The organism is Leifsonia sp. McL0618, from assembly GCF_049994905.1.
In the GTDB taxonomy this organism is placed as follows: domain Bacteria; phylum Actinomycetota; class Actinomycetes; order Actinomycetales; family Microbacteriaceae; genus Diaminobutyricibacter.
This window is the reverse complement of the sequence record NZ_CP188258.1, coordinates 820,171-835,485: the sequence shown is the minus strand read 5'-3', so window position 1 is coordinate 835,485 and position 15,315 is coordinate 820,171. Positions and strand designations below refer to the sequence as shown.

At 62.1% G+C, this 15,315-nt stretch carries 14 protein-coding genes; 3 read left to right on the top strand and 11 right to left on the bottom strand.

Features of this window, described 5'->3' with window-relative positions; all coding sequences use genetic code 11:
* Positions 1 to 10 precede the first annotated feature (10 nt).
* Genes ACPPVQ_RS04000 through ACPPVQ_RS03975 form a run of 6 tightly spaced genes read right to left on the bottom strand, consistent with a single transcriptional unit; the run spans position 11 to position 6,157 of the window.
* Positions 11 to 1,006, bottom strand: a complete 996-nt coding sequence (locus tag ACPPVQ_RS04000; protein ID WP_426518865.1) for a sugar phosphate isomerase/epimerase family protein — start codon at positions 1,004 to 1,006, stop codon at positions 11 to 13.
* A complete protein-coding gene (locus ACPPVQ_RS03995) occupies positions 999 to 1,859 on the bottom strand; it encodes an ABC transporter permease (RefSeq protein WP_426518863.1) in 861 nt (286 codons plus the stop codon). The genes ACPPVQ_RS04000 and ACPPVQ_RS03995 overlap by 8 nt, the downstream gene beginning before the upstream one ends.
* The gene (locus ACPPVQ_RS03990) at positions 1,849 to 2,784 is read right to left on the bottom strand and encodes an ABC transporter permease (RefSeq protein WP_426518861.1); all 936 of its coding nucleotides are present in this window, start codon (positions 2,782 to 2,784) and stop codon (positions 1,849 to 1,851) included. Before ACPPVQ_RS03990 ends, ACPPVQ_RS03995 begins: the two co-directional genes overlap by 11 nt.
* A gap of 1 nt (position 2,785) precedes the next feature.
* Complete coding sequence (locus tag ACPPVQ_RS03985) at positions 2,786 to 3,880, bottom strand: ABC transporter substrate-binding protein (protein ID WP_426518859.1); 1,095 nt, start codon at positions 3,878 to 3,880, stop codon at positions 2,786 to 2,788.
* A gap of 32 nt (positions 3,881 to 3,912) precedes the next feature.
* The gene (locus tag ACPPVQ_RS03980; RefSeq protein WP_426518857.1) at positions 3,913 to 5,028 is read right to left on the bottom strand and encodes an ABC transporter ATP-binding protein; all 1,116 of its coding nucleotides are present in this window, start codon (positions 5,026 to 5,028) and stop codon (positions 3,913 to 3,915) included.
* Positions 5,021 to 6,157, bottom strand: coding sequence for a Gfo/Idh/MocA family protein (locus tag ACPPVQ_RS03975; protein WP_426518855.1), 1,137 nt, complete (start codon positions 6,155 to 6,157; stop codon positions 5,021 to 5,023). Before ACPPVQ_RS03975 ends, ACPPVQ_RS03980 begins: the two co-directional genes overlap by 8 nt.
* 402 nt (positions 6,158 to 6,559) lie before the next feature.
* Between ACPPVQ_RS03975 and ACPPVQ_RS03970 the strand changes: the two genes are divergently transcribed.
* From ACPPVQ_RS03970 to ACPPVQ_RS03960, 3 genes are all read left to right on the top strand, one after another.
* Positions 6,560 to 6,802: a hypothetical protein gene (locus tag ACPPVQ_RS03970; RefSeq protein ID WP_426518854.1), complete on the top strand. Its 243-nt coding sequence runs from the start codon at positions 6,560 to 6,562 to the stop codon at positions 6,800 to 6,802.
* A 460-nt stretch (positions 6,803 to 7,262) separates the two neighbouring features.
* On the top strand, positions 7,263 to 7,532 hold the full coding sequence (locus ACPPVQ_RS03965; protein WP_426521391.1) for a tyrosine-type recombinase/integrase: 270 nt from the start codon (positions 7,263 to 7,265) through the stop codon (positions 7,530 to 7,532).
* 591 nt (positions 7,533 to 8,123) lie between these two features.
* Positions 8,124 to 9,929 (top strand): recombinase family protein, encoded by a 1,806-nt coding sequence (locus tag ACPPVQ_RS03960; protein ID WP_426518852.1) that lies wholly within the window; start codon positions 8,124 to 8,126, stop codon positions 9,927 to 9,929.
* 535 nt (positions 9,930 to 10,464) lie between these two features.
* Here ACPPVQ_RS03960 and ACPPVQ_RS03955 read toward each other — a convergent pair.
* The 5 genes from ACPPVQ_RS03955 to ACPPVQ_RS03935 form a co-directional block, all read right to left on the bottom strand.
* Positions 10,465 to 11,238: an SDR family NAD(P)-dependent oxidoreductase gene (locus tag ACPPVQ_RS03955; RefSeq protein WP_426518850.1), complete on the bottom strand. Its 774-nt coding sequence runs from the start codon at positions 11,236 to 11,238 to the stop codon at positions 10,465 to 10,467.
* On the bottom strand, positions 11,238 to 12,416 hold the full coding sequence (locus tag ACPPVQ_RS03950) for a DUF4185 domain-containing protein (RefSeq protein ID WP_426518848.1): 1,179 nt from the start codon (positions 12,414 to 12,416) through the stop codon (positions 11,238 to 11,240). The genes ACPPVQ_RS03955 and ACPPVQ_RS03950 overlap by 1 nt, the downstream gene beginning before the upstream one ends.
* 22 nt (positions 12,417 to 12,438) lie before the next feature.
* Positions 12,439 to 13,260: a carbohydrate ABC transporter permease gene (locus tag ACPPVQ_RS03945; RefSeq protein ID WP_426518846.1), complete on the bottom strand. Its 822-nt coding sequence runs from the start codon at positions 13,258 to 13,260 to the stop codon at positions 12,439 to 12,441.
* Between the two features lie 2 nt (positions 13,261 to 13,262).
* Positions 13,263 to 14,213, bottom strand: a complete 951-nt coding sequence (locus ACPPVQ_RS03940) for a carbohydrate ABC transporter permease (protein WP_426518844.1) — start codon at positions 14,211 to 14,213, stop codon at positions 13,263 to 13,265.
* Between the two features lie 130 nt (positions 14,214 to 14,343).
* Positions 14,344 to 15,306, bottom strand: a complete 963-nt coding sequence (locus tag ACPPVQ_RS03935) for a fumarylacetoacetate hydrolase family protein (RefSeq protein ID WP_426518842.1) — start codon at positions 15,304 to 15,306, stop codon at positions 14,344 to 14,346.
* Between the last annotated feature and the right edge of the window lie 9 nt (positions 15,307 to 15,315).

The following is a 15,315-nucleotide window of genomic DNA, read 5'->3' as shown; positions in this document are numbered from 1 at the left end:
TGTTTCGGGGTTAAGCGGAAAGTTCCGCGGGTTCGTGGGTCGTGCCGGGTGCCGTCCCGTCGAGTGCGCGGCGGATGAGCGCCGCGGCCTCAGGGACACCGATCGCCGGTGCGACGAACGGGTCTTCGTGTTCGATCGAGATGGTCGTCGCCGGCGACCCCTCGAACGCGCCGATGAGGGCCCGCCAGTACTGCTCGTCGTGGCCATGACCGGGAACCGAGAAGTTCCAGGGCATCTCGGCAGGGTTCGCCGGCCAGCGGTGGTCGAGCAGGCCGTTCAGCGCCAGGTGCTCCGCGTTGAACGACGTGTCCTTCGCGTGCACGTGACCGATCCGGTGGCGGATGCGCTCCACGACCTTGATCGCATCCATGCCCATCCAGAAGAAGTGACTCGGGTCGAGGTTGGCGTAGAGGTTCGGGCCGAGGGCGGCGAACTTCTCGAAGGTCTCGACGTTGTACACCGCACTGCCCGGGTGGAGTTCGATGCACAGGCGCACATCCGGATTCACCCGCGCCGCGAACTCGGAGAGCTCGGCCCAATACGGTGCGACCCTGTCCTCCCACTGCTGCTCGTGGACACCTTCGAGATACGGCAACCACCCGCCGGCGCCGAAGACCGGCGCGCGGTCCCCCACCAGCGCGGCCGGGGCTCCGGCCATGGCGACGATCGTGTTCGTGCCCAGGTCGCCGGCCAGGCGGATGGCGCGTCGGAGTGCCCCGTCGTGCGCGGCCGCGATCTCGGCATCAGGATGCAGCGGGTTGCCCCACACGTTCAGCGCATCCAGTTCGATGTCGTGGCGACGCAGCCGGCCCAGCCACTGCGTCCGGCTCTGCTCGCTCGAAAGGAGCTCATCCGGTTCGCAGTGCGGGTGCGGCGCATAGCCGCCGGCCCCGACCTCGACCGCCGTGACGAGCGGCACCTCGGTGCTCAGCCAGGTGAGCACCTCATCGAGGGGGCGATCAAGGAACGCCTCCAGGACGACCCCGATCCGGTCGGGCTTATGCATTCTGTTCCTCCAATTGCGCTTTCCGGACCTTCCGGCCGGTCAGCATCTTGATGAGCTTCAGGGCGAGCGCCGTCACACCGATCAAGGTGACCGTCGCCAACAGCATCAGCGTCGCGAGGGCGTTCACCTCCGGGGTGATGCCGAACTTCAGCTGGCTGTAGATGTAGATGGGCAGCGTCTGGTCGCTCCCGATGATGAAGTTGGTCACGACGAACTCATCGAGCGACAGCGTGAACGCCATCAGTGCGGCAGCGACGACGCCCGGGTAGATCAGCGGCATGATGACGAAGACGAATCGCTTCACCGGACCCGCGCCCAGGTCCGCCGCCGCCCGCTCATAGTTGCGGTCCAGCGTCTCGAGCCGCGACGACACCACGAGGATGACGAACGGGGTTGCGAGGACGGTCTGGCCGATAACCGCGATGGGCAACGACGGCTGCAGGTGCAGGATGTTCGTCGACAGCACCAGGATCGCAACGCCGATCAGCAGACCGGGGATCATGATCGGCAGCGTGACGAACACGCGGACCGCGGCCGGGTACTTGATCTGCGCACGAACCAGGGGGAACGCCGCGGCGGTCCCGATCACCGTCGCCAGGATGACCACCCAGGAGGCTACCCACAACGTGTTGGCGAGCGCCCCCTGGATGGTGGCGTTCTGCGTGAGCGCCTGGTACCAGTCCAGCGTGAAGCCGGTCATCGGGAACCCGACGACATTCGACTTGTTGAACGAGAGGGCGATCATCACAGCGATCGGTGCGAACAGGAAGATGTAGATGCATACGCCGTAGACGGAGAGCAGACCCTTGGTGATCTTTGCCCTGGGGTTTACGACCTCAGTGTCATGCGCCATAAATATCCTTAGTGTCGAGGCCCTTGCGGAAGAGCACGAGCAGAACGACGATCACCAGCGCCACCAGGACGCTCGCGGCCGAGCCGAGCGGCAGGAGGTAACCGGAGAAGAAGTTCGCAATCAGGTTGCCCATGAGGACGCCGTTCGTTCCACCGACGATCTGGGGCGCCACGTACTCGCCGAGGATCGGGATGAAAACGAAGATCCCCGCGGTGACCATCGCGAGCTTCATCTGGGGAAGCAGGATGGTCACGAGACTCCGCATGGGCGATGCGCCGAGGTCCACCGCAGCGCGCAGGAGCCTCCAGTCGAAACGCTCAAGGGATGCGAACAGCGTCAGAGCTGCGAACGGGAAGTACAGATACACCAGGACGATGTAGACCGCCGGGTTGTCGTAGAGGAAGAACTTGACCGGCTGATCGGTGAGACCGACGCTCTTGAGGAAGACGTTGATGGCGCCGTTGTCTCCGAGGATGGCGACCCAGGCGTACGCACGCAGCAGGTAGCTGGTCCAGAACGGGAGGATGACCAGGAGGATCAGGAGGCGCTGCAGCTTCGCAGGCACATACCGCACAAGCCAGTAGCAGAACGGGAACGCGAGGGCCAGCGTCGTTGCTGTCGCGAGGGTCGCCATCAGGATCGTCTTACCGAAGGTCTTGATGTACGTGTCGGTCGTGACGATCGTCTTGTAGTTGTCGAGCGTGAACCCCGGGATGAGGTTGTAGTTCTTCGTCGTCCAGAACGAGTAGACGACGATCAGGCAGAGCGGAGCGACGAAGAAGATCCCGAACACGACGAGGGCGGGGGTGAACCCGACGTACTGCCGCCAGTTCCGGCGCTGGCGCCGTGCGGCCGCGACCCGGCCGGAGCCGGGGACGACAGTCGTCCCCGGGCTCCGGGTCAGTGTGGTTTCTGACGTGGACACGTTATGCGCCGAACACCTGGTTGAATGCCTCGGTGTACGCCTGCTGGTCGCCGGCGGGTCCCTTGAGGGTCATCGCGAGAGCCTTCTCCGGCTGGTCCATGAACAGGCGCTTCGCGCTGTCGGCCCACTTCGGGTCGTTCAGGAGAACCTGCGCAGCCTTCTGGTTGAACAGCGGGCGGCCGTTCGTCTTGAAGTTCTGCACGATGTAGTCCCGGGTCTCCATTGCGCCGATGAACTTCTTCACCAGAGCCTTGTTCTTACCGGCGGAGGTGACCATTTCCGAATCGATGAAGCCGATCGTGCCCTCCTTCGGGTACGCCGCCTCGATCTGGGGGCCGCCTGCGGCCTTGACGCGGAGGTCGGTGCCGAGGTTCGAGATGCCGATCGCCGCAGCGCCACTGGAGAGCATGGTGACGATCTCACTGTTCTGGGTGGCGAGCTTGACCATGTTCGGCTTCAGCGCCTTCAGGTAGTTCGCCGCCTTCGAGATGCCGTCGGTGTCGAGGCCGTAGGGCGACTTCGACCCCGTAGCGATGCCGGCGATGGCCATCAGGTCGGTGGGGATGTTCTCTGCCACGACCAGGCCCTTGTACTTCGGGTCGGTGATGTCGGCCCACGACGTCGGCGGGGTCTTGACGACGGCGGGGTTGTAATAGATCTGCACGCTCGACCACGAGAACGGGAAGCCGAGGTAGCCCTGCGGGTCCGTGAAGAACGGGAACTGCCGGGCTTCCGGGTAAAGCTCCGCGCTCGCCGGGATCTCATCGAGCTGGAACGGGTCGATGAGTCCGCTCTCGCGGTACTTCTTGACCCAGAGCGCGTCGGCCGACACCATGTCGAACTGGCTGCCGGTCTGCTTCAGCTGCAGAAGCGCATCCGCGTTGTCCGAGAACAGCTTGGGACGACCGGTGATCTTGGTCGCACCGGCGACCTTGGCGAGCTGGTCGTTCGAGAAGTGGTCGGACCAGGTGAGCCAGTTGAGCGTGCCGCTGCCCGCGCTGGCGGCCGCGCCGGTCGGGGCGCAGCCCGACAGGAACAGGGGAGCCACGCCGGCCGCGAGACCACCAAGGAGAAGGGTCCTGCGATCGATTTTCATTGTGTTGACGCTTGCCATTCGATGCCTCTTTTCTAGTGTTCTGCGATGGGGTGGGCGGCTTTGAGGGACCAGGAGACCCTGACGCGCCGACCGATTTCGAGGGTGCTCTCGTCGAGGTGCTCGAGAGCGTGGTCGCTGATGGTCGAGACGACGAGCTGTTCGCTGCCGGCGAGCTTCAGTACGACACGGGTGATGGAGCCGAGGTAGGCCCGTGAGACGATCTCGGCGTCGAGGAAACCGTCGGCGTCGATGCGAAGGGACTCCGGACGTACGACCAGCGCGGTCGTATCGGCGGAAGCCGTCGCCGCGATCGGCACACGGGCGCCGTTCTCCAGCTCGAATTCGGTGCCGACCCTACGGCCGTTCAGGATGTTCGACTCACCGATGAACTCGGCGACGAACCGGGTGCGCGGAGTCCGGTAGATCTCCTCCGGGGTTCCCATCTGCTCGATGCGTCCTTCGTTGAGGATCGCGATCCTGTCGGCGAGGGCCATGGCCTCTTCCTGGTCGTGCGTGACGAACACGAACGTGGTGCCGACCTGACGCTGGATGATCGAGAGTTCCGTCTGGAGCCGCTTGCGCAACTTGAGGTCGAGAGCTCCGAGCGGCTCGTCGAGCAGGAGCACCTTCGGCTTGTTGACCAGGGCACGGGCAACTGCGACGCGTTGCGCCTGGCCACCGGACAGCTTCGCCACCGGGCGGCTGGAGAAGGCTCCGAGACCGACGAGGTCGAGAGCATCCTGTGCGCGCCTGGTGCGTTCCGCCTTGGAGACGCGCGCCATCCGCAGGCCGAAAGCGACGTTCTCGATGACCGTCAGATGCGGAAAGAGCGCGTACGACTGGAACACCGTGTTGACTGGCCGGCGGTTCGGCGACTTCTTCGTGACGTCCTCACCGGCGATCCGGACGGTTCCGCCGGTGGTCCCGACGAATCCGCCGATGATGTTGAGTGTCGTGGTCTTGCCACAGCCCGACGGGCCGAGGAGGCAGAAGAACTCGCCATCGCGGATGTCGAGATCGAGCTCGTGCAGAGCCACTTCGCTGCCGTAGGTCTTGACGATCCCGCGCAGTTCGATGGCGTTGCTGGTGAATGTCGGTGCGACTGCGGGTTCAACCGCAGTGTCCTCACGGACGATGAGATTAGTCAATGGTGACCGCCTTCCGGGTTGATGCACTCTGCTGAATCGCCTCGACGAGAGTGGCGAGCCGCAGCCCGTCCTCAAATGTCGGATAGTTCCGTTCTTCTCCCCCGATGGCGGCGTAGACGTCGCCGATCAGGTTGCGGAACGCGTCGCCGAAGCCTTCGGCGTGGCCCGCGGGGTTGAACGCGAGCCTTCCTGCCTCGGGCGAAAGCCGTTCCGGGTCTCTGGTGATCGTGACGAGCGAAGCGTCCGATCGCCGATGCTTCAGGGCGTTCGGCTGGTCGGCACGCCAGTGGAGGCCGCCATCCATGCCGTCCACTTCGATCGCGCATCCGTTCGGCTCACCGGCGCAGACGCCGGAGAAGACCGCGGAGCCGGGAGTGCCGTCGGCGAGTTCGAAGAAGAGGCGAACGTAGTCTTCGGATTCGACGGCCACTTCGGCGCCATCCTTGATCCGGACCGGACGAATCGTCGAGAATCGCGCCTCGACCTCGCGGATGCGGGAGCCGGTCACGTGCTCGACCAGGTCGAGCCAGTGCACGCCGAGGTCGGCCGTGGCGTAGGAGGTACCCGCGATGGCCGGATCGAAACCCCAGCCCCAGTTGTCGTGGTTGGCATCCCAGGAGAGGAACGTCCCGCGGATCGCCTGGAGCCGCCCAAGCTTTCCCGAGCCGACGAGCGAGCGCAGCTCGGCCGTCATCGGGTACGACCGCTGGACCAGGCACACGGCCGCGTGCACTCCAGCCGCCATACTCGCGTCGACGAGCCGTTGTGCGTCTACGACCGTTGTCGCCAGAGGCTTCTCGCATACTACGTTGATGCCACGCTTGATCGCCTCGAGGGCGTGCTCCGCGTGGAATCCGTGGGGTGAGCAGACGTGCAGCACGTCGGGTCGGGTCTCGTCGAGCATGCGGCCCAGGTCGTCGTACGAGCGGATGCCCGCGGTCCAGGTGCCGGCTTCGTTCGTCGCCTGGATGCCGAGGTCGGCGGCGAGTTCGTCTGCGCTGGAAAGGCGGCGGCCGCAGACTGCGACGACCTGCGAGCCGAGATCCTGGATCCGCCGGCCGTGGATTCGCGAGATTCCGCCGGTGCCGACGATCGCGGCGCGAAGGGGCGCGGGATTCGTGTTCTTCATACTGTCACCCCGGACGAGCAGGGGGTGCGATGAACGGGCTCGTTGTGCAAAATCATTCTCCGTTGAATGGACTGGGGATCGCGATCGTTGCGATTCTCAGCGGGTGGATCTGGTGGTACTTGTTCCCGGCTTCCTTGAGCCGAGTACATTCTTCGACGCCAATTGATAGTTTGTCAAGACATAATTACTTTTAGTCGAAATGAGTACCGACGAGGCGGGGCTTTTGCTCCGTAGGAATTGGAGGCGCTCGCACCATCCAGACCTCTGCCCAGCGACTGCGTCTACCCACACCAGGCCGGAGCGGATGATATGAATTAACAGACCCTAACAGGCGTCTATGGCGTCCGTATGCACGACCTAAGCATCCTCTCGGTGGATTCTCAGGCGTGATAGGGTGCGGTTATGGCGCGACCCTACGGTGACCCTGTCGAGATCCTTACGGCGCCTGTGCCCGCGCAGTCGCCGTTCATCCCGGGTGACGCGAAGATCGTCGTCGGCGTCGTCGCCCCAGCCTCGCCCGACCCCATCCCGATCGTGCTGCTTCCGGGCTTCGAGTACCGGATGGTGGAGTGGCGTCATCCCACCACCCACGAGATCCACTGGCGACTTGAGCGACGAAAGTCCTCAAGGCTCGACGAGGATTAGCGGATACGCGGAACGTTTCGACACTCGCTTCGCCCGCACGATCCTGGTCGGGATGGTGGACGTCGCCGCGCGCCTCTCACATGGACGCATTCGCGGTCACACCGACCTCGGTTGGCGGATCCACCTCGAAGGCGTCCTCTTCCAAGACCGCTGCGATCCTTGCGCCGGCGCCGGCCACCGCGGTGCCCGCATCATTGCACTCCTCGACGACACCACCGTCAACGTCATTGCCCTACACGCCGGCGAAGTCCTATCCGTCCACACCATCGACCCAGCCCGCAGCTGTTGGCGCAACCAAAGAACGGTCTATGACCGCTTCCCCGTGGGTTGGGTGAGCCGTTCCGGAACAGGGGTGGTCACTTCCCACCGAACGCGGTCATCCCCTCCTGGTCCGCAGTATCGAAGAGCGAAGCGGCAAGCACGAAGCGCTCGTTCTCGTCCTCGCCCACACGAGACTCCGCTGAGGCGTTGGTTCAAGGCCACATTGCTCCGCGCTCACCTTGAGCCGATGACTTTCCACCATCTTCGCCACACGTCTGCGAGCCTGGCAAATAGCGCCGGCGCGAACGTGAAGGCCCTTCAAGGCATGCTCGACCGCGCCTCGGCCGCGAAGACGCTCGACATATATGCCGATCTTTTGGACGATGATCTCGACGCGGTGGCCGACGCGATCGATGCCGCCGTCAAACGCTCCGTCGGACAAAATTCGCCGTCCAGAGTCGCCGGATAGCCGCCCCAGTCTTGACTGCCTCCGGCGATGATTCGACCCCTGCAAACTCGGAGAACCCCACAAATCAGTCTCGTGCCGAACCGGATGTGCGCAAAATGTGCGCGCTCGTGGTTCATAACTCGGCTTTGATCAGCACTTTTACTTGCGGAGGGCGTGGGATTCGAACTCTATCCGGGCCCCTGACGATGCGGACTTGAGTGCGGTAATCCGCGGAAAATCAACGATATTGAGGCTCGTTCAACGCACTCCGACCGGCTACGACCTCACTCGGTTGTGCGCAAAGTGTTCGCAAATGAAGGCCGACTCGAGTCGCACATGAATGTGATGACGCTCCTATTGCGTGTCAAGCCATTGGCGGTGGCCGGCGGCGGCCACTCCGATCAGCGCGCCTGCCCCGATTCCGGCTCGGGGCGATCGCGCCACCCCTGGGTTTGGAGACCGGATGCAATCGATAGTCGCGGAGAAGGGCGAGCTCGGGGAAGTGCGCACAGACCATCCTCTGTATCTTGCACAGTGCACGGCCGATTACTTGCCGATCAGGCAATGCGCCACATCCTCTTCGGAAAGCGACGCTCTGTGTCACTCTGAGGTGTGCAGGCCGCCATCTACTGCCGTATTTCCTCGGACCCGGAAGGGACCGAACTCGGCGTTCAGCGCCAGCAAGCATTGTGTGAGGAATTTGCAGCACACCTCGGTATGACGGTCGTCGTTGTCTTTGTCGATAACGATGTAAGCGCTTCATCTAAGTCAGCTAAGCCGCGGCCGCAATATAGAGCGATGCTCGAGCGTGCACGCCAAGGCGAGTTCGCGGCAATTTGTGCGTACTCGAATTCTCGACTCACGCGTCGCCCGCAGGAGTACAACGAACTCATCGACATTGCCGTCAAATACAAGGTGCGTATTTGTACGGTGGCGTCGGGCGAGTTCAACATGGACACGGCAGACGGTCGTGCAGTCGCTCGCACAATCGCCGCCTGGGACGCCGCGGAATCGGATCGGGTATCCGAACGGGTCAAGGCCAGCATTGACCAGCGGCGCGCAGCCGGACGTTTCCATGGCGGGCCAGTGCCCTGGGGCTATCGGCTCGAGAACAAGAAGCTCTACATCGTTCCGGAGGAGGCAAAGCTGATCCGTTCTGCAATCGACCGCGTCATTCGTGGGGACACGTTCCGGGCCATCGCTCGGGATTGGAACCGTGACGGGGTTCGCCCCCGCAATGCCGTGCAATGGAATGGCAACATGCTCCGCGACAAGATAAAGCGACCAGCAGTGATCGGGCGGAACACGGGCGGGGTGCTGGGGTGGGAACCCATCGTTGATGAGGCAACGTACGCGAAGCTGCTTGCCGTTATGGCGACCAGAGGATACACCGGCCCACACGAGGCAACCACGATGGGCAGCGGGTTGGCGTTTTGCGGAACCTGTGGTCGCCGCCTGGTCTTGGCTACAGGCAGGCCATATCGGATGCTAGGTTGCCTGGGCGGACAACCGCTTGGGTCTCTTGATGGGCCAGACCGCCGCGCATCACCGAACGGTTTGTCATGTGGCCACATGAGGATTGAGAACGAGCGCCTCGAACGATACGTGTTCGGTCAGGTTCTTTCCCAGATCGCTACCGGAACGATCGCGCCGCGCCTTCGGACACCCGCAAACTTTGCCACCGTGTCCCGTCTCGATGAGGAGCTCGCGCGCTTGCGCATCCAGAAGCTTCGGCTCGATGACCTCCGCATTCGCGGCGATGTTGACGAAACGGAGCATCGGACCCATTCCAAGCGACTGCGGCAGAGTCTTGAGTCTGCCACGGCACGCGTTGATGCGATTTTGGGCACGGCACAGTTCGCGGAGAATCTGAAGTTCGGTCTTGATTGGCAGAAATGGACGCCAGTCCGACGCGCACACTTTCTCAAGGCAGTCATCGAACGCGTAGACGTACTTACCGTCAAAGGCGAAGGTCGACGGTTCCCGATCCGACGGCGTGACATGTCCCAGGAAACATGGGAACAGGTCCGTGGTGCTTACGTGGAGGCCACGCTTCCCGCGCGCGTGCGGATTGTGTACTGGGCTGCCGCAGAGCCCACGGCCTCAACCGAGCGGGCGCCTGTCGTAGATGAGGGACACTCCTCGCGTCCTCGACTTTACTTGGACGCAACATCCGAACTGTCTGCAGCACCGGAGCGTGCGGCAGAGGGAGACGGCGACGGTGTCGAGGGGTGGGTTGGAGTCGAGCAAGTTGCGGCGCACCTCGGCGGGATCTCGCCTCTCACAGTCCTCAATTGGCGGAAGCAAGGCAAACTTTCCGCCATCAAGCCAGGCAAACGATGGCTATTCCGCATCAGCGACGTGGACGCGGAACTCACCCAACATGCGGGCAACCTGGGGACGCCAAACCCGCACTAACGATGCAAACCGTCGTCGAGCCACGCGTACGGCTATGGGTACAGATTGCTGGCATGGCACGAGCAGCGACGACGTCGGACGTCTTCAACGCGATCGCCGAGCCGCGGCGCCGCCAGACACCTGAATCCATAAGCAAGCTACCGACGACCGGCCAAGAGATGGGCCCTACTTATGCGACGACGAGCATGGGTCTGCGTCGTGCGACTGAGGGCGTGGGATTCGAACTCTATCCGTGCCCTTGACGATGGTGGCTCGGCTGCGAAAACCCGCGGAAAATCAACGATGTTGGTGCCCGTTCAACCCGCTCCGACCACCTAGGACCTCACTCGATTGTGCGCAAAGTGTGCGCAAAGCGGAGCGCCGGCGACTCGCACACCTGATCGATGTACAGGCTGCGAGCCGTCGGGTGATGACCGGGTCGACGATCCCCGATACTCGTCGACGATATCCGGGTTGACGATGACGTCGGCCACAGTTTTGGCTACCCCACCGTTCACGCGCCAATTTGCAGCTGGCCAACCGATGAGGCTGCGAATCAATCCATGGGATAGAGTCCGCATCCCCCATCGACGACGAGGACGCTCCCAGTCATGTAGCTCGCCATATTGCTGCAGAGGAACAAGAACGCATTGGCCACCGAGTCGACGCTTTGCAGTTCCCCGAGTGGAATCGCCTTACTTGCCCTGCGCTGGTAGTCGGGCTCGGTGTCCCATTGGCGCTTTGCCATTCCCGCCCCGACAATTCCAGGCGAAATGGCGTTGGCCCGTATGCCATCGGCCGCCAATTCGCGGGCGAAACTCCTCGTCAGCGAGTTGATGGCCGCTTTCGACGCCCCGTACGGCGCGATCCCCGGCCATGGCGTCTCCGCTACCCAGGAGCTGGTGAAGATGAGATGGCCTGACCGCTCCGAACCTTTCCATGCGTCCGCCGCCGCCTGGCCCAAGAGAAAGTTGGTTCGAACGTTCGTGTTCATAATGTCGTCAAACCGTTGGATCGGAAACCGGTCGATCTCGTGCGACTCAACGAGCCCCACATGGCACAGGACCGTGTCTGGAAGGCTACCGAAGCGGTCAGCACATTGCTGCACGAGTTCCTTTGCGGCCTCCGGCGTCGACCCCGATGACCGAAAGTATTCGACCCGATCCCTGCCCCGGAATCGACTCTGCGCCTCGCTCTCCGGCAGGATATCGTTCACGAGAACTGACGCCCCGGCGTCCACAAGTTTGTCCGTGATTGCTGCGCCTAATTCGCCACAGCCTCCGTTGATGAGCACGACGTGATCGGAAAGATCCAGAAGGTTAGGCAGCATCAGGAGTCACCGTCCTCGAGTGCAAAGTGTCCGATGGTCGTAAATTCCACTTCCATCAGGCACATTGCATACTGGCTGCCCGCTGGATCCACCTCGATCACAGGATGAATTATGTCACTGGTGAAATTGGCGGAATAGCAGAGCCAACCCCGCGTGCCGTCGGAGGAGATGAACTTGGACGGCAGATTGAGGAAGTACGCCTGCTTGCCGAAGTTTTCCATGTAGGCAACCATCCGCCATGGACCGGTGAGCGAATCCGCCTCGAGAAGATACGAATCCATTTCCTTGATGGTGGGCCAACCATCGGTCACGCACATCACATACTTCCGGGCAGCAGGAATATAGGTGACTGTCACGCACCCCATATGCCGTGGCCACGAGGCAATGGGTTCAGCTTCTGTTACCGAACTCGCCCAGCGGTCCGTTCCATCAACACGACCGGCGAAGAATTCCCACGCCGCTGGGTCATTGATAGTTTCAACGCTGGGAACGACCCGAGCAAGAAAGACCTCGTCGCCGGAGATCCAACTCAACTGCGCATCCGATGACCGGCTGCCGTGCCCAACAAGATAGCCGTAGCCGTCCGGAGACTCGGCCATGTTTTTGCCGAAGTCTACGAAGTGGGGTGCCCCCATTCGAATCGGGGTTTCCGCCAACCCGGATTCGCCGAACAGGCTGCTCTCGGGAGTGTGCGGCGTCTCACTCCATGTCTCTCCCATGTCGGTGGACGTCCTGAACCCGACGAACGGGCCCAACAGGTCCCAATTGAGTCCACGTCCGCGATCGGCAAGGCAATATGTGCCGTAGTACCAGACCCCGTCGAGATTGAGACAGGCGCTTGGATACCGACCACCGTATGGACCGGGGGACGCCGAGGCTACCCCCACGTGATGGATGTCCAGGTAGAGGGGGTTCGCGCCGCTGATGACGGCGTGGCCGGTGGTTGCGTCCTCGCCGGCACTCCACGACCGGATGCCGTGCACTTCGCCGTCGGTAAAGGGACTATAGAGGTTGTCGTCCTCTCCCCAAGATGGATACCAGGTATCGGCGATCGTGTACGTAGCGATTCGGCCGGTTGCCTTAATGCCCCGATGGGTCAGCGAAGCGGCAAATGGCGCATCGCGTGGCGCATTCTGATTCCAGCCGGTCGCCATGGGATCGGACCTGCGGTCGATCACGTTGTCTTCTTTCTCTCGAGGCCTACTTGCCGACACCCAGTGCAAGACCACTGGTCAATCGGCGTGCTACGGCGGCGAAAATGGCGATCGTTGGTATGGCGCCGAGGATGGCGAGCGCCATCAGGTTGTTCCACTGCGTTCCATAGAATCCTTGCTGCTGAAGGATCAGAACGCTTAGCGGGAATTGTGCTTGGTTGTTCAGGAACGAGATCGGATAGAGGAACTCTCCCCAGGCTCCGATGAAAATCAGCACGCCGATCAGCGAGACCCCATTGCGCACGAGCGGGAAGATGATCAGCCCGAATATCCGGAACGGACCGGTGCCGTCAACCTGCGCTGCTTCCTCGACTTCATGTGGAATCGAGAGGAAGAACGGTCTCAGTATGAGGATGGCGTAGGGCACGGCGGTCGCGCTCATCGCGAGAATGACGCCAAAGGTGGTACCCAGTTGCCCGAGGCCGGCAAGCACCTGGAACTGTGCGATGACGGCGGTTGCTGCCGGTGTCATCTGAAGAGCGATGAGGATACCGATCACCAGCGCCCCCCAAGCGGCGCGCGTCCTTGACAAGACGTACGCCAATGGAGTCGCGACCAGAAGAACCAGAAGGGTCGTGCCACCCGCGATGATGACCGAGTTCAGGAGTGCGAGGAAGAACGCAGGGGTGAAGACCGCCTGATAGGCGCTCAGTGTGGGTGTGAAGATCAGCCCCGCCGAATTGTTGACGACATCGCTGTTCGACTTGAAGGATGCGAGGACGATCAGGCCAAGCGGGATGACATAGAGCGCGAAGATCGCGGCAACCCCGATCGTGGAAGCCAACCGGTGTCTCGAGTGCAGCTCCATGGCTATTTCTCCTCTCGCCGAACTGCGGCGATGTATGCGATCGCCAGCCCGACAACAATGATCATTGCGACGACGCTGATCGCGGCAGCATGGCCGAATTGATACCCCGGGAAGGCCGTGATGTATCCGAGGTAGGGAATGGTGGAGCTGCTGGTGCCCGGACCACCTTTAGTCATGGTGTAGATCAGGTCAAAGGCTTTGAAGGCAGCGACGATCGTCAGTACCGCGAGAATCAGGAGGGTGGGCCGGATCATCGGAATGATGATCCGCGTGAGAACCTGTACTTTGTTCGCGCCGTCAACCTTTGCCGCGTCGAGGATCTCGACCGAGACGTCGAGCATCGCCGATTTGATGACCAGGGCAGCGAACGGCACTCCGACCCACACCGTCACCGCGGCAACCGCAGCCAGCGCCGTGGAGGGTTGTGCGAGGAACGGAATAGGACGATCCACGAGACCCAGCGCGAGAAGAGCCTGATTCAGGGCGCCTTGCGACGACAGGAGAAACTTCCACAATTGCCCGACGATCACCGGCGGTAGCGTCCAAACCAGAATGAGGGCGGTCTGGGTCACGAGTGGGAATCCACGCGAAGGGCGCAATGCCAGTGCAACGATAAGCCCGGCGAACATCGTCGCCACAAGCACGAAGGCGACGAAGAACAAGGTTTGTACGACGACGCTCTGGAACGTGGTCGACGCAAACAGGTCGGCGAAGTTTTGTAGCCCGACAAACGGCCAGTCGCCCACGATGTTCGAGATGTCGACGCTACTGAGACTCATCCGCACCAGAATGAAGATCGGGTATAGGGACATCACGCCCAGAAGGATGACGCCCGGGCCAACGAAAACCGCGTTGACGCCGATTCGGCGAAATGGGCGGCGCGCGCCCTTGTTGGCAGCTCGCCTCGGTGTCGAATGCGTCGCCGACGTCGTATTCACCAATTGTTGGGTCATGGCCTGCCACCCTTGCTTCGACTCGTTGCCACCTCTGAAGCTTGCCGGGGCCGTTCCTCCGGCAACCGGATGGTCGAGCTAATCCCGATATTGACTAGGTCGAGCGCACCTACATACTTCTCGGTGCGCGTCACGATGTCACGAGGCTTTCTGATTGTTGTTTCTCCCGAGCTGGCCGTATCGAGATGGGGTTGATGAGTTTTCCCAACCCGTCGATCCGAATGACGACGATGTCGCCAGGTCGAACCGTGAACTCGAGTTCGGGGACGATGCCCGTTCCGGTGGAGAGGATGAATCCTTCCGGGAAGTCAAGGTTGGACCGAGCCGATTTGACGAGGTCAGGGATCGCGCGCTTGAGTTGCGATGTGCTGGACTGGCCGTACCAGACCAGTTCGTTCTCGCGAAGGATCTCCATCACGATTGCTCGGTCAGGTTCGTCGTCATCGTCGGCCAACACGAAGCCGTCGTTGAGCGAGCAACTGTTGTCGTACACCTTCGCTTGAGGGAGATACAACGGGTTCGCACCCTCGATTGAGCGAGAGCTCATGTCATTGCAAATGGTGTAGCCGACGATCTGGCCGTCGGCGTTGACGACGACTGCGAACTCCGGCTCTGGCACGTTGAGCTCGGAATCGTTTCGGATATACAGGGTGTCGAAGTTCGTGACGACGCGCCACGGTGCCGCCTTGAAGAAGAGCTCTGGTCGCTGCGCGTCATAGACGAGTTCGTAGACGCTGGCCTGAGTGCTTTCCTCCACTCTGGCGTCCTTCGACCTTCGGTAGGTCACCCCTGCCGCCCAGACTTCCATCCGCCCGTCGACGGGAGGGAGAAGCTGAATCCCGCTCTCTGCCGGTTCACCTTCCCAAATAGCTTGGCCGACAATCCGATCGATTTCCTGCTTCGTTTCCATCAGCAGTCCGCCGAGCGTGTCCACAGGAATCGGGAAAACCTGATCGGATACTCGAACGCCGATTTCCACAGCCCCGTTCGCGGTGCGGTAGCGGACAATTCTCTTACTCATATTGCGACCAATCAATCGTGTTCGGGTCTCGTGGACGGGATGCCGGTTCGGTCTGCGGCGCTGAACAAGCACCGCGTGGAC

What these genes read in the sequence shown, in the direction of transcription:
- ACPPVQ_RS04000 (WP_426518865.1), bottom strand. Translation starts at nt 1,006, where the DNA reads ATGCATAAGCCCGACCGGATCGGGGTCGTCCTGGAGGCGTTCCTTGAT.
- ACPPVQ_RS03995 (WP_426518863.1), bottom strand. Translation starts at nt 1,859, where the DNA reads ATGGCGCATGACACTGAGGTCGTAAACCCCAGGGCAAAGATCACCAAG.
- ACPPVQ_RS03985 (WP_426518859.1), bottom strand. Translation starts at nt 3,880, where the DNA reads ATGAAAATCGATCGCAGGACCCTTCTCCTTGGTGGTCTCGCGGCCGGC.
- ACPPVQ_RS03975 (WP_426518855.1), bottom strand. Translation starts at nt 6,157, where the DNA reads ATGAAGAACACGAATCCCGCGCCCCTTCGCGCCGCGATCGTCGGCACC.
- ACPPVQ_RS03970 (WP_426518854.1), top strand. Translation starts at nt 6,560, where the DNA reads ATGGCGCGACCCTACGGTGACCCTGTCGAGATCCTTACGGCGCCTGTG.
- ACPPVQ_RS03955 (WP_426518850.1), bottom strand. Translation starts at nt 11,238, where the DNA reads ATGCTGCCTAACCTTCTGGATCTTTCCGATCACGTCGTGCTCATCAAC.
- ACPPVQ_RS03945 (WP_426518846.1), bottom strand. Translation starts at nt 13,260, where the DNA reads ATGGAGCTGCACTCGAGACACCGGTTGGCTTCCACGATCGGGGTTGCC.
- ACPPVQ_RS03940 (WP_426518844.1), bottom strand. Translation starts at nt 14,213, where the DNA reads ATGACCCAACAATTGGTGAATACGACGTCGGCGACGCATTCGACACCG.